Below are 13,440 nucleotides of genomic sequence, written 5' to 3'. Positions count from 1 at the left end.
GCCGCACTTAGGCTAATTTCCTGCAGCCTTAGCGGGATAGGTATAGACGCTGAAAGGGAAGAGTTTCTTCGCCGTCAGGTGCGACACGGTTACCGACAACGCGATGGGTGCCCACAATGTGTAGTCGCCTACGATACCGCAAACGGCAAACAGGGCAGTCAACGGCGCGTGTATGCTGGCACTAAGCGCGGCTGCCATTCCGGCGACGGCGAAATTCAGTGGGATGACATCAGCGTCAAACACCGTATTGGCCACCACGGCTAAGGCGGCTCCGAGAAAGGCACCGCTAAAAAGACTGGGGGCAAATACACCACCGTCTCCCCCGCCTCCCAACGTAACGGCCGTGCAGATGGGTTTTAGGAGCAAAACCGCGCCTACAAGCGGCAGTAGTGTATAAACCGAAGCCGACGGCAACTGCCCGAGCATGTCGGAGACCGCGTGGTACCCATCTCCATACAGGGCCGGCCACACGCTGATGCATACGGCCATTATTAGGGAGGCCACGAGAACCCGTGCGCGAGTCGTCAAAATCCCCGAGAAGACGCTTTTACAGAACAATACACAACGGGTCAAATAAACGGAATGAACCGCCGCCAGTAGTCCCAACGCAACGAAATACGGCAGCGCGTGCCAATGCCAACCATGCAAGGGTAGCGGAAAGAGCGCGGGCTCGCCGACCAGCGTCACGATAAAAAACGCAATCGAGGAGGCGGCCAATGAGGCCGTTGCCCGTCGAAAGTCAAGGGGTTTCGAGAATACTTCCCATACAAAGAAAAGCCCACCGGGAAGGGTGCCAAAAAGGGCGGTTATACCGGCGGAGATACCAGCGCAGATCAAGTCCCCGCGGTATTTCTGGAAAAAGGCATGGCGGTCACCCCATTGCGAACCGACGGCACCGGCTGCCACTACTGTCGAAACCTCAATACCGGTGGAGCCGCCCGTTACCACTGTCAGAAAACCATTGACCAGGTGCGACGGGATTTTGTAGGAGGGGAGTCCATGCCCGGAAGAAAGGGCACCCAACACCTCGCGAATACCTTTATTAGGACGGTTTCGGAAGGCCCATTTCCGGAGACTGACCAGCAAGGTAAGGCCAGAGAATAGAAAGATAAAAAGCACCAACGGATGCGACTGGCTCCACAAACGGAAGACGGATTCATAGTGTTCAGTGCCGTGTTTCAGCACCAACGCCATGACGGTGACGCAGAGGCCGGTAGCAAGGGAAGCCAATAGGAAGACACCCGTCCGCCAAAAAGAGGGAAAGATCATGGTAAAGAAAAGGGGTAGGATCACAAAGATACGGCAGCGACAGGCGGATCGCAAGTATTTGAGGAGGTAGTTACTATCTTTGCCGAATGCGAATCCTGCTGTCTTGGCGATATCTTATTGTGCTGCTTGTGACAGCGGGAAGCAGTACATCCTCCTATTCCCAGCGACACATGACCACACCTGAGTTTTTGCAAAAAGGCGATACGGTAGCCCTGGTGGCTACGGCGCGAAAAATTGAACTGGAATCGTTGCGACCTGCGATTTCCCTTCTCGAAAAGTGGGGATTGCATGTGGTGATGGGTGCCAGCATTGGCGCCGAGGAACACCAACTGGCCGGTTCCGACTCGCTTCGTGCAGCCGATTTCCAAAAGATGATTGACGACCCGTCCGTCAAGGCGGTATGGGCGGCAAAAGGCGGTTACGGAACGGTGCGGTTTATAGACGCGATCGATTTCACGCGATTCCGCCAGAAACCGAAGTGGGTAATAGGCTTCAGTGATATGACGGTTCTCCATAGCCACCTGAACAACATGGGTATCGAAACCGTGCACGGTATCATGGCGTTTAACGTGAAGACGGCCACCCCTGCTGCCATCGAGACCCTGCGGAAGGCGTTGTTTGGGGAGACGCTGCAATACGATGTCCCGTCCCATCCTTATAATAAGCTGGGAAAAGTCTCCGGCGAACTCGTCGGCGGGAACCTCTCGGTGTTGTATAGTATTTTGGGTTCGGCGTCACAGGTGGATTGTCGCGACAAGATATTGTTCATTGAAGATTTGGACGAATACCTGTACCACATCGACCGGATGATGATGAACCTCAAGCGCAACGGCTGGTTTCAGCATGTAAAAGGCGTGATAGTGGGCGGTATGACCGAGATGAACGACAACCAGGTGCCCTGGGGTAAGGATGCCTTGCAGATTATACAGGATATATTCAAAGACTACGATTTTCCGGTCATCTATAACTTTCCGGCCGGACATATCCGTGACAACCGGGCGCTTATTTTTGGAAAGCAGGTTGAGATGGATGTGCGGGCAAACGGCGCCAGCGTCATCTTCCAGTAAGCATTTTTAACAAAAGATGCGGTTTTCCCGTACCTCCTGAAACCACCGCAGCGCTACCTTTAGACCTCAAAGGTTTTCAAAACCTTTGAGGTCTAAGAAGGCGCGACGCCCTATTTTCGTTGGGAACGATATACGGAAAAACCGTATCCGACTTTCCCCAAAAACGCCCGATCTTACCGCCATTGAATGAACGCCCAAGGCACCCTGATCATGGCATCACACAACGAATTAGGAAAGTTAGGAGAAGAGGAAGCGGCGGCCTTCCTTGAACGGAACGGCTATGAGATCCTCGAGCGGAATTGGGTATCCGGCAAAGCCGAAGTAGACATCATCGCCCAAAAGGAAAACATCATAGCGGTCGTGGAGGTGAAAACGCGCTCTACCGACGAGTTCGGCTTGCCGCAGGAATTCGTAAAACCCCGAAAAATCCGGTTGCTGGTGGAGGCCATCGATACTTTCATCGCGGCGCGTGGACTCGAAGCAGAAGTGCGTTTCGACATCATCGCGGTAGTGGTAAGAGGCCCTCGCCCGGAGATCGAGCATCTCCCCGACGCTTTCTTCCACTTTTAGACACGATAATGCAAAAAGCAGGAATTTAACAACGACAATTATCATGTTACATTTGTAACATTTTGTTTTTTCATTGTATTTTTGCGATCACAAACACACAACTACTCATGAAAACAATTTCGGCCGTTGTAGAAAACTACATCAAGACCAAGCCATTCCTGCTCAGTGCGTTGTCGCAGGGCATTATCAATTTAACGTCACTTTCGCGCAACATGCTGCCCGACCTTCAACAGGAATTGGGAAAGGACGTCAAGCAAGGTGCCATCGTCATGGCACTGAAACGGCTGTCGGAGGATCTTGATTTTCGGCTGAACCATAAAATTGTCAAGGTACTCAAGAGCCTGGGTGAAATAACCGTCCGGTCATCGCTCATCGATTACACCTTCGCCATTTCCGAGACCATCCTTGACAGCCAGGCGCAAATGATAGCTGAAATTGGCAAATATTCCGATATTTTCTACACCTCGTCCCGTGGCGTGAGCGAAACCAACGTCATCGTCAGTGAAAGTGTCGCCCATTTGGTCGATAAGCATTTCGGGAACGAGAAACTCATCCATAAGTTCGAGAACCTGGCTTCCATCACCATCAAACTGCCGAAAGACAATGTGTCAACGCCGGGGGTCTACTACTTCCTCTTCCAACGTCTCGCGTGGGAAGGTATTATCATCAATGAAGTCGTATCTACTTCATACGAATTCACGATCCTGGTCAGTGAAGACGATGTGGACGTAGCGTTTAAGGTGATTAAGGACATGAAGAGTCTTTAGTACGTAAAGGCTACAACAGAAGTCGGAACGGGCACCATGCATGCCCTGAAAGCGTTAACTATAGGTTGGTCACGTCACTATATCAACTCCAATAACTCCAACGCCTTCTTCACCGATTTGACGTTGTCGAACGTCAATAGCAATCGCAACCCGTTCGGCGTTTGTTTTTCTTTCATACGGCACACATTCCCGTGGGTCTGCACGAATTTCAACACGTTGTGGAACTGCGACGAGGTGTAGTAATCTGACTGCTGGTCAGAAACGAAATAACAGATCATCTTATCCTGTTTGAGCACCAGTTTTTCAATGCCCAGTCGCACCGCTACCCATTTTAAGCGTATGCTCGTCATCAATGCCTTCGCGGGTTTTGGCAGCGAACCGAAGCGGTCGGTCAGGCGCCCTTCATACTCCAACAGGGTTTTTTCGTCTTTGATCTCGCTCAATTCGTTATACAAGGCCAGGCGCTCGGTAATGCTATTGATATAGTCATCGGGGAACAACAGCTCAAAATCAGAATCGATCTGTATGTCTTTCACGTACGTCCGGTCGGTATCTTTCTCTTCATCGGCATAGAGGTCACGGAACTCGTTTTCCTTTAATTCCTCAATCGCCTCATTCATGATCTTCTGGTAGGTTTCAAAGCCTATTTCATTGATGAAACCGCTTTGTTCCCCACCCAACAGGTCTCCGGCACCGCGTATCTCAAGGTCTTTCATCGCGATGTTGAACCCGCTGCCTAATTCACTGAACTGCTCCAACGCATGGATGCGCTTACGGGCGTCTTCAGTCATGGCGCTGTAAGGCGGACAAATGAAATAACAGAACGCTTTCTTATTGCTGCGCCCCACGCGTCCCCGCATCTGGTGAAGGTCCGACAAACCAAAATGTTGGGCGTTGTTAATGAAAATCGTATTGGCATTGGGTACGTCCAACCCGCTTTCAATAATACTCGTCGCTACTAAAACATCAAACTCACCGTTCATGAAGGCAAGCATCAACTCTTCCAGTTTTTTGCCGTCCATTTGTCCGTGACCGATACCAATGCGCGCGCCCGGCACCAGTCGCTGGATCATCCCAGCCACCTCTCGAATATTCTCAATCCGGTTGTTGATGAAAAACACCTGTCCGTTCCGCTGTATTTCATAGGAAATGGCGTCCCGGATGGTCTCTTCATTAAACCCAATGACGTTGGTCTCGATAGGGAAACGATTGGGCGGTGGCGTCGTAATAACCGACAGGTCGCGCGCTGCCATCAGCGAGAACTGAAGGGTTCTCGGAATCGGTGTCGCTGTAAGCGTCAACGTATCGACGGTGGTCGAAATGGTCTTCAGCTTGTCTTTTACATTCACGCCAAACTTCTGCTCTTCGTCAATGACCAGCAGGCCAAGATCCCGGAACTTTACGCCTTTCCCCACGAGTTGGTGCGTGCCGATCACGATATCCAACGCGCCGCTCTGCAGGTCTTTCAGGATTTCGGTCTTTTGCTTGGCCGAACGAAACCGGTTGAGGTAGTTGATGGTAACCGGCATGTCTTTTAACCGTTCCGAAAACGTCCGGAAGTGTTGGTAGGCCAGGATGGTCGTCGGTACCAATACCGCCACCTGTTTCCCATTATCGACAGCTTTGAACGCCGCCCGGATCGCGACCTCGGTTTTTCCAAAGCCTACATCCCCGCACACGAGGCGGTCCATCGGGCGCTCGTTTTCCATATCGGCCTTGACCTCTGCCGTGGCTTTGACCTGGTCGGGCGTATCTTCGTAAATGAACGAACTTTCCAGTTCGAGCTGGACGTAGGAGTCCGGCTTGAAGGCAAATCCTTTTTCCAGACGCCGCTTGGCATACAACTGGATGAGGTTGAAAGCGATATGCTTAACGCGCGCTTTGGTCTTCTGCTTCAGGGCTTTCCACGCGCTCGACCCCAGTTTGTATATTTTCGGCGGCGCGCCGTCCTTTCCGTTGTACTTCGCAATTTTGTGCAACGAGTGGATGCTGACATACACAATATCATTGTCGGCATACACCAGTTTAATGGCTTCCTGGGTTTTGCCTTCCACCTGTATTTTCTGAAGCCCACCGAACTTCCCGATTCCGTGGTCGATGTGGGTCACATAATCGCCCACCGACAATTGGTTGAGTTCTTTGAGCGTAATGGTCTGTTTCTTCGAATACCCGTTCCGGATGCTGAACTTGTGGTACCGTTCAAAAATCTGGTGGTCGGTGTAGCACGCTATCCGGAGGTCGTCGTCGAGAAACCCCTGGAAAAGCGGCATCACCACGGTTTCATATTGTTTCCGGATGTGTTCGGGATCTTCTTCCTCCAGACTCTCAAAGATGTCGGAAAAGCGACGGGCCTGCTGGTCATTCGTGCAGAAAAGGTAATTCCGGAAGCCGTTCGAGCGGTTTTCTTCCAGGTTATCCAACAACAGGTCAAATTGTTTGTTGAAGGAAGGTTGTGGTTTTGTATGGAAAGCGACCGTGGTCTCTACCTCGAAAAAAGGTCGGGAACCAATCTCGGCTACCGTGAGATGGCGGGCGCGTTCGAGGAAGGCGTTCCGGTTGAGGAAGAGACGATCCGGAGTGGCATGCCGTACTTCCGTGCCCAATTTCGCAAAGTTCGCTTCCGCCTTTTCATACAGCCGGTCGAGTTTTCCGAGGATGACCTCTGTATTATGCAGGAAAAGCACCGATTTGGGCGAGATGTAATCGAGGAAACTTTCGCGGTATTCCTCAAAGAACTTATTCTCGACATTCGGGATGATGGCGATTTTCTTCTGTCGCTCAATCGAAAGTTGTGTCTCGACATCGAACGTCCGGATGCTGTCGACCTCGTTTCCGAAGAATTCGATACGATACGGGTTGTCATTTGAGAAGGAAAAAACATCAAGGATGCCCCCGCGCACCGAGAACTCGCCGGGTTCACTGATGAAATCGACCCGCCGGAACTCGTATTCGAAAAGTACTTCGTTGATGAAGTCGAGCGTCACCTGGTCGCCCACTGCAATCTTCAGCGTGTTTTTCTCGAGGTCTTTCTTGGTGACGACCTTTTCGAAAAGTGCTTCAGGATAGGTCACGATGAGCGCCGGTTTTTTGCGGGATGGGATGCGGTTCAGCACCTCCGCCCGAAGCAATACGCTGGCGTTGTCGGTTTCTTCGATTTGGTAGGGGTTGCGGTAGGAGCCCGGGTAGAACAACACGTCCTCTTTGTTGATCAGGTACTCGAGGTCGTTAAGGTGGTACGCGGCCGCTTCCTTGTCGTCAAGCACCAACAGGAACGGCACTTCGGCTTTGTCAAACAACGCTTTGATGACAAAGGAAAGCGAGGAACCCGACAAGCCTTTCAACAGCGACTTCGAATCGCGCCGCGCGAGGGTGGAAGCGGCTTCGATGACACCGGTAGACTCGGCGTATTTCGACAGTAGATTATTGAAGCTCAAGTTGTTTAGGTTTGGGCGTAGACGGGATGGCCCGTGTCGTGTCTAACATCCGCAGCATATCGGATTCGCCTTTTTCAAGACGCACATTGCCGCGTGCTATGATTTCCTCCATCTGCGTCGTCATCGAGCCGAGGGTGAGATTGATCTCACGAATACAGGCAATGACTTTCTCAATCGGAATATCGTCGAGGTTGACGTAAAGGTCAAGCGACTGGATCGTTACCGTCAGGGCCGTAATGCGCGCGCGTATTTCGGGTTTATCAAATACGATGGGAATGCCCATGGATAAAGCCCTCACACGTTGGGTAAGGGTTTTTGCCTTTTTGCGGAAGGCATCCACCGAACTCTGTGGTTTCTGACGAAGTTCCGCCTGAAACTGCCGCCAAACCTGCCAGTCACGGGCCGCTTCCTGCGTTTGTGGGTTCAGGGCCGGCGCCTGGAATACCCAGTTTTTCTGGAGGCTCGCAAAAACGGCTTCCTTCTTCTTCAAATCGCGCGCACGCGAAGCAAGCTGCTGGCTGTCATCCTCTTTGCAGGAAACGGTCAGCAACAAAAACAACGATAAAACCGGCAACAGGTAGCGCATGGTGAAAATGGTTCGGGCAAAAATACGCGGTTCCGTCACAAGGACGATGCCGTCGATTAAAATTAAAAAAAGTTTGGCTTTTGCACGGCTGTTTTGCAGATTTGTTAACGTGGAGGTGCACTACCTGCGAAAACGTATATTTGTGACGCAAACCAACACTACTATGGCCACCAAAATCCTCATCATCGGTGCGTGCGGACAAATCGGCACCGAACTCACCAAAAAATTACGGGACGTCTACGGCACGGAAAATGTGATCGCGTCTGACATCCGGAAACTGAATGTCGATGTCGTCAATTCCGGACCGTTTGAAGTCGTAAATGCCCTCGATTTCAATCAGGTCGAGCATTTGGTCGAGCAACACCAGATCGATGAGGTCTACCTGATGGCCGCGTTGCTGTCGGCAACTGCGGAGAAGAACCCTGCCTTTGCCTGGGACCTAAATATGAATTCGCTGTTCCACGTGCTGAACCTTGCAAAAGCGAAGAAAATCAAGAAGATATTCTGGCCTTCCAGTATCGCCGTTTTCGGCCCGACAACCCCGCGCCACCAGACGCCCCAGCATACTACGATGGAGCCGACTACTGTTTATGGCATCAGCAAACAGGCAGGCGAACGCTGGTGTGAATATTACCACCGCATTTTTGGTGTGGATGTACGCAGTATCCGATATCCCGGACTCATCAGTTGGTCAACGCCTCCTGGAGGGGGTACCACGGACTATGCGGTCGATATCTTTCACAAGGCGCTGTCAGACGGCACCTATGAGTGTTTTCTGTCGGAAGACACCGAGCTTCCGATGATGTATATGGACGATGCCATCCGGGCGACGATCGATATCATGCGCGCACCGGCCGATCAAATCCGTGAGCATGGTTCCTACAATCTTTCGGCCATCAGTTTCACGCCGCGCGAAATCGCGGATGCCATCCGGGCGCATATCCCTTCCTTCAAAATCTCCTACAAACCCGATTTCCGCCAACAAATCGCGGATAGCTGGCCCGCCAGTATCGACGACAGTGCCGCCCGCCAGGATTGGGGTTGGCAACACCGTTTTGACCTCGATACGATGACTGCGGACATGCTTGAGAACCTGCGTAAACTCGGGTAATCCGACTTCCTTTAAAAAACAGAAAAGGCCGCTCTTTCGAGACAGCCTCTTCCTACACATAGGATATACGTCGGACAAAAAGGGGTTACGGAGCCTGAACAATCGGGTCGCGCAACGATTCGAGTACCTCTACCACATCGCCAATGATGGCCTGGTCGGTCACACCGTTCAATCCGGCAGCCTGTCCTACAAACCCTTCAAATCGGGTATAGTCGGCATCGGTGGCTTTCACGCCCATCCGCGGGTTCATAGCCGGGTTGTGCGCATCTGCCATATTCATTCCCGTATAGGTGTTGGTCGCGCCACCACCCGTATTAGCCGAGAAAAAATCGGTGAGGTTTTTGCTTAAAAGGGAAAGATTGGTGGTGTTTCCGGCTCCGACCTCGGCCAACAGTGGCGCGAAATGGGCGCTGAAGTTTCCCTGGTTACCGGCTGTGATGTCGGCCACGATCAGGGTGATGGTCGAGTCGACAACCGAACGATAGCTCAATCGGCCTTGCTCAATCATTTGGCCCGGGTTGTTGGGGTCGGCCACCATGGTCGTTCCGCCTAGACGGGTATACAAGGAGGGCGTTGGCGAGTTGTTGTCGTCGTCATCGCTGCACGACGCAACAAAGGCGCCTGCCAGAATGCTCAGGGCTGAAAAAGCCAGGATAGGGATTCGTTTCATGATAAGGTGGTTTTAAGAATTAACGGAATAGTCGTTGCACGGCAACGGAAAAACGATACTTGAAGCTGTTGGGGTCCATCGCCGGGCACACACGCTGTTGCGCGAGATGCTGGGGCACGGTAAAACGTTCGGCATCATAGTCGCCTTTGGCCATCAACTGCTCGAACACGCGCTGTGAGTCGGTAACCCGGTTGTCGAGCCAATAGACCAACACCCCCTTGTCGGCAAAGAACTTATCGTGCGTAACACCTTTGATGGCGCGCATCTGGCGGTGCAGTTCTTTCGCCTTTTCGGGCGTCAGGGGTTGGTGGAAATCAATACGGGCGATTTGCAGGGTCGCATTGTCCACCTCCAAAGAAGGAGCGGTGGCAATGTGGATGATGAGGGCCGTGAAAAGAAAAAAGAATACGGCCAGCAAGGCCAGTAGGCCAGAACGGATGCGACGTTTCATATTCATGCCATTTTGTGATGGGTTCTGATGGCATATACGAGAGAACGCGGCGGTTGGATTTACACAGATGAAAAAACGCCGTAGCCTTTCGGATACAGCGTCTTATTTTAGCGGTTAACTCCCTTATTGTGATTTGATTACGTCCTTTTGTTTTGTTTCAATGTTGTGTTTTACTTTGATCACATCATCCACCACATCGTTCGGAACGGTCACGGATAAAACGTAGTGTGCGATCTTCCAGCTGCCGTCCGCCTGTCGGATCAGCACGCCCGAACCCCGACACAATTCCATCCAGGTGTCAAGCACTTCGTCGAACCAGGCGATTTTCCCGTCGGCGCTGAGGTAGACGTGGCGCTTGAGGGGTTTGAAGTCCCAGGCGGCGCCCTTTTTGAAATAGGGTTCGGCGAATTTCCAAAAGGCCTCCCGTGTCCAGTATTCGGTAGCATCGGTACCGATGAAGACCCCGTCGTCGGTCATGGCCGCTATATAGGCATCGCCGTTTCCTTTGGCGGCGTTTTCGTGCCAGGTATTGAGCAGGTGATGTATGGCGTCGGTGTCATTTGCCTTTTGGGCTGATACCCACAAGGTCAGGGCGGTGGCGCACAGGGTAAGGAAGACTCTCATCTTTTTATTTCAAAGATAGGAAGCCCAGTCGAAACTAGGGGAACGATAATGCGATTAATGAAGGATGGTTTCGTCGTGTTGGGAAAGATCCAGTCCGGCGTTTTCTGATTCTTCCGATACCCGAAGCGGGATGAACAGGTTGACAAACCGGAAGAGCAGTAAGGCACCGCCAAAGGTGTAGGCCGAGACCAGTATGAGCGCCATCATATGATGCGCGAATACGCTCCAGCCGCCGTGCAGGAGACTGGCGTTTTCACCGCGCGCGAAAATGGCGGTGAGGATCATCCCCATAATACCTCCTACGCCGTGACAGGCAAATACGTCGAGTGTGTCGTCGACGCGCTTGCTGAATTTAGAGGCCAGTACTTTATAGGATACGATCGCGGTGATAAAACCGAAGAAAATACTCTCCGGAATTGTCACATAGCCGGCCGCGGGTGTAATGGCCACCAGTCCGACAACCGCTCCGACACAGGCGCCCATGGCTGAGAATTTCTTTCCGTGCATCCGTTCAAAGAAGCCCCAGGTGAGCATGGCTGCTGCTGATGCAGAGGTAGTCGTCGCGAAGGCCATAGCAGCCGTGCCGTTCGCGGCCAGTGTCGATCCGGCGTTGAACCCGAACCAGCCGAACCACAGTAATCCTGTTCCTAAAAGTACAAACGGAATGTTGGTGGGGATGTGTGCCGCATTCCGTCTTTTGCCCAATACGATGGCACCGGCAAGGGCAGCAAATCCCGCGCTCATGTGCACCACCGTTCCCCCTGCGAAGTCTTTCACACCGAAATAGGTGCCCAGAAGTCCGGTAGGTGCCCACACCGAATGGCAAAGCGGTGCATAGATAAAAAGGCTAAACAGGCAAATGAAGAAGAGAAAAGCGATGAAGCGCACCCGTTCGGCAAAAGAACCGGTAATCAGGGCCGGCGTGATGATGGCGAATTTCATTTGGAACAAGGCATATAGAATGAATGGGATGGTCGTTCCCAATACCTTATGTGGCAACAATCCCACATGATCCATGAAGGCAAAAGACGAGGGATTTCCGATGATCGAATACGACTGTCCGTCGATTTCAAAAAGCAGCGGCTCGCCAAAGGAAAGGCTGAAGCCAACCACCACCCAAAGCAGGGTAATGACGCCCATACAAATAAAACTCTGCAACATGGTCGAGATGATGTTGTGCTTTCCCACCATACCGCCATAGAAAAAAGCGAGACCCGGTGTCATCAGCAAAACGAAACTCGACGCGGTCAGCAACCAGGCCACATCCGCGGCGCGAAGGTCCTGCTCTGTTCCAAACCAGGAACGTGTCGTGGCGGTTTCAACGGCATCAGGCCAGCAAACCGCGACTAAGGAAATAAGGGTAATGAGGGAAAACGATACGATCCAGCGTTTCTCGAGTTTCATATTATTGCTTCTTTACCTTTGAAAAAGAGGGGGTGTTTAAGCAAAAATAAAAGAAATAACAAACGAACCCCTATTTTTATAGGGATGTTTTTACGATAACGCTTTCGATGGTATGAGTCGACCTCCTTCACGAGAGGGTCGTCGGCATGTCGCCCTAACGTTATCGAAGGGTGGCAATGACATAGCGGTCGAGCAGTAGCCAGAACCGGCCCATCCGGCTTCGCATCAGTTTCCTACGTTGGGTTCTTGAGTACATAACCAGTTGATTGAAAAGAGAGACAAAGGTAGCGCCTGTCGTCTCCCCGGGTTTTACACGATTTGGGTATTCGTTGCAAAATTCAAAGGTAGACGTTACCTGGTCGTTAGCGGAAGGTTACGATTGTAAGCCGTGTGTAGGAACAGGCAAACGGTCAGCGAGACGGGTATTGTTCCCAAAAATCGCACTAAAATCCACTCAAAGAGAATATAGGCGAAAAAAAGCAGGCCTGAGCCCGCTTCCTTTATTTTCGTATAAACCGCACTGCCTGTCGCTGGCCGTCGGGTTGCCACAGGTAAACGCCAGGTGAAAGAGCAGAGGCGTCAATCTCGCTGCCACTCGTGGGCAGTGAATAACGACGACCCGCCATATCCACCACGCTGACCGGGGCCCCCTGCAGTGGGAGGCGGGTGAAGAGTTTGCCTTCGGTCGGGTTGGGGTAGAACCCTTGTGTAGGTTTTACCACTGGGTCCACTTGTAACATTTCGGCATTTACGGCCAGGTCGTCAATGACCAACTCGCTTCCAAAAGCCGGAGTCTCGCCATCACCTGCCATACGAAATCGGATGAAGACAAATGCAACTGCTGTGCCTTCAGGCAGGTTGAGGGAGGTTTCGGCAAAGAGAAAGGCGCCCGCGGTGTCAGAGAGCGTAAGGGAAACTTGCGCCAATTCGTTGCTATCGCCGTCGATGGCAACCAGTTCAGCCTGCCCTACTTCACCATTAAGGGCGTTGAATCGGTAATAGAAGGCCAGACGGTCTACAACAGTACCTGGCTCAACCGGACGCCCTGCGTTCCAGCCGGTGTGTACGTCTGAGTTGGTATCGTCGAACAGTTCCGCCCGACCGGGAATGACTTCGCCGGTTTCGGCGAATCGGGCATTGCGGATGGAAAGAGCGTGCAGGCCACCGTGGGACGAGGGTGTGGAAGTAGCAAACGAAGTGCTGCCGGCATAGTCGATTTGGGGAGTGCTGCTCTCTCCCGTTTCTGGGTCGAGGGTCACCGGAACCGTGTAGTAATAACCCCAGTTGCGAAGCTGTCCACTGGACAACAATTGTTCGAATCCCGGGTTGGGTACCTGTGCCGCCATCAGCGCGGGCAACAGGATCAGGTAGTACAGTTTTTTCATGGCATTCTTTTTTATAGATGATAGTCCAAAGGTACGGCTACAGGTGAATCGTTGCGTGACAGCGGGGTAGACACGAGGTAGACAAACCCTCAGGAGGACGCC

The 13,440-nt window shown here is 52.2% G+C and carries 12 protein-coding genes; 4 read left to right on the top strand and 8 right to left on the bottom strand.

Annotated elements, in window-relative coordinates:
• Nucleotides 1–12 precede the first annotated feature (12 nt).
• A complete protein-coding gene (locus MKO97_RS01955) occupies nt 13–1,293 on the bottom strand; it encodes a chloride channel protein (protein WP_241104393.1) in 1,281 nt (426 codons plus the stop codon).
• Between the two features lie 62 nt (nt 1,294–1,355).
• Between MKO97_RS01955 and MKO97_RS01950 the strand changes: the two genes are divergently transcribed.
• The 3 genes from MKO97_RS01950 (at nt 1,356) to MKO97_RS01940 (ending at nt 3,673) form a co-directional block, all read left to right on the top strand.
• A complete protein-coding gene (locus MKO97_RS01950; RefSeq protein ID WP_241104392.1) occupies nt 1,356–2,336 on the top strand; it encodes an LD-carboxypeptidase in 981 nt (326 codons plus the stop codon).
• 210 nt (nt 2,337–2,546) lie between these two features.
• Entirely contained in the window at nt 2,547–2,906 is a 360-nt protein-coding gene (locus tag MKO97_RS01945; protein WP_241105485.1) for a YraN family protein, read from the top strand.
• 107 nt (nt 2,907–3,013) lie between these two features.
• Nucleotides 3,014–3,673: an aspartate kinase gene (locus MKO97_RS01940; RefSeq protein WP_241104391.1), complete on the top strand. Its 660-nt coding sequence runs from the start codon at nt 3,014–3,016 to the stop codon at nt 3,671–3,673.
• A 77-nt stretch (nt 3,674–3,750) separates the two neighbouring features.
• Here the strand turns inward: MKO97_RS01940 and mfd are convergent, their stop codons facing one another.
• Together mfd and MKO97_RS01930 are read right to left on the bottom strand one after the other, a co-directional pair.
• On the bottom strand, nt 3,751–7,059 hold the full coding sequence (gene mfd, locus MKO97_RS01935) for a transcription-repair coupling factor (protein ID WP_241105484.1): 3,309 nt from the start codon (nt 7,057–7,059) through the stop codon (nt 3,751–3,753).
• A 34-nt stretch (nt 7,060–7,093) separates the two neighbouring features.
• Nucleotides 7,094–7,693 carry a hypothetical protein gene (locus tag MKO97_RS01930; protein ID WP_241104390.1) on the bottom strand — a complete coding sequence of 200 codons (600 nt, stop codon included), beginning with the start codon at nt 7,691–7,693 and terminating at the stop codon, nt 7,094–7,096.
• Between the two features lie 163 nt (nt 7,694–7,856).
• Here MKO97_RS01930 and MKO97_RS01925 point away from each other — a divergent pair, with 163 nt between their 5' ends.
• The gene (locus tag MKO97_RS01925) at nt 7,857–8,804 is read left to right on the top strand and encodes an L-threonine 3-dehydrogenase (RefSeq protein ID WP_241104389.1); all 948 of its coding nucleotides are present in this window, start codon (nt 7,857–7,859) and stop codon (nt 8,802–8,804) included.
• An 85-nt stretch (nt 8,805–8,889) separates the two neighbouring features.
• Here MKO97_RS01925 and MKO97_RS01920 read toward each other — a convergent pair whose 3' ends face one another.
• The 5 genes from MKO97_RS01920 to MKO97_RS01900 form a co-directional block, all read right to left on the bottom strand.
• The gene (locus tag MKO97_RS01920; protein ID WP_241104388.1) at nt 8,890–9,474 is read right to left on the bottom strand and encodes a hypothetical protein; all 585 of its coding nucleotides are present in this window, start codon (nt 9,472–9,474) and stop codon (nt 8,890–8,892) included.
• A gap of 19 nt (nt 9,475–9,493) precedes the next feature.
• A complete protein-coding gene (locus MKO97_RS01915) occupies nt 9,494–9,925 on the bottom strand; it encodes a hypothetical protein (RefSeq protein ID WP_241104387.1) in 432 nt (143 codons plus the stop codon).
• Nucleotides 9,926–10,048: 123 nt separating this feature from the next.
• Nucleotides 10,049–10,549, bottom strand: a complete 501-nt coding sequence (locus tag MKO97_RS01910; protein WP_241104386.1) for a nuclear transport factor 2 family protein — start codon at nt 10,547–10,549, stop codon at nt 10,049–10,051.
• Between the two features lie 54 nt (nt 10,550–10,603).
• Nucleotides 10,604–11,953, bottom strand: coding sequence for an ammonium transporter (locus MKO97_RS01905; protein ID WP_241104385.1), 1,350 nt, complete (start codon nt 11,951–11,953; stop codon nt 10,604–10,606).
• 500 nt (nt 11,954–12,453) lie between these two features.
• Entirely contained in the window at nt 12,454–13,338 is an 885-nt protein-coding gene (locus MKO97_RS01900) for a T9SS type A sorting domain-containing protein (RefSeq protein WP_241104384.1), read from the bottom strand.
• Nucleotides 13,339–13,440: the final 102 nt, after the last annotated feature.

It is taken from the genome of Flavobacterium sp. HJ-32-4 (assembly GCF_022532105.1).
In the GTDB taxonomy this organism is placed as follows: domain Bacteria; phylum Bacteroidota; class Bacteroidia; order Flavobacteriales; family Flavobacteriaceae; genus Flavobacterium.
This window is presented reverse-complemented; position numbering and strand designations above follow the sequence as displayed.

Bases quoted from the DNA above. Each gene is read 5' to 3' on its own strand.
- MKO97_RS01950 (WP_241104392.1), top strand. From the start codon at position 1,356: ATGCGAATCCTGCTGTCTTGGCGATATCTTATTGTGCTGCTTGTGACA.
- MKO97_RS01945 (WP_241105485.1), top strand. From the start codon at position 2,547: ATGGCATCACACAACGAATTAGGAAAGTTAGGAGAAGAGGAAGCGGCG.
- MKO97_RS01940 (WP_241104391.1), top strand. From the start codon at position 3,014: ATGAAAACAATTTCGGCCGTTGTAGAAAACTACATCAAGACCAAGCCA.
- MKO97_RS01930 (WP_241104390.1), bottom strand. From the start codon at position 7,693: ATGCGCTACCTGTTGCCGGTTTTATCGTTGTTTTTGTTGCTGACCGTT.
- MKO97_RS01925 (WP_241104389.1), top strand. From the start codon at position 7,857: ATGGCCACCAAAATCCTCATCATCGGTGCGTGCGGACAAATCGGCACC.
- MKO97_RS01920 (WP_241104388.1), bottom strand. From the start codon at position 9,474: ATGAAACGAATCCCTATCCTGGCTTTTTCAGCCCTGAGCATTCTGGCA.
- MKO97_RS01915 (WP_241104387.1), bottom strand. From the start codon at position 9,925: ATGAAACGTCGCATCCGTTCTGGCCTACTGGCCTTGCTGGCCGTATTC.
- MKO97_RS01910 (WP_241104386.1), bottom strand. From the start codon at position 10,549: ATGAGAGTCTTCCTTACCCTGTGCGCCACCGCCCTGACCTTGTGGGTA.
- MKO97_RS01905 (WP_241104385.1), bottom strand. From the start codon at position 11,953: ATGAAACTCGAGAAACGCTGGATCGTATCGTTTTCCCTCATTACCCTT.
- MKO97_RS01900 (WP_241104384.1), bottom strand. From the start codon at position 13,338: ATGAAAAAACTGTACTACCTGATCCTGTTGCCCGCGCTGATGGCGGCA.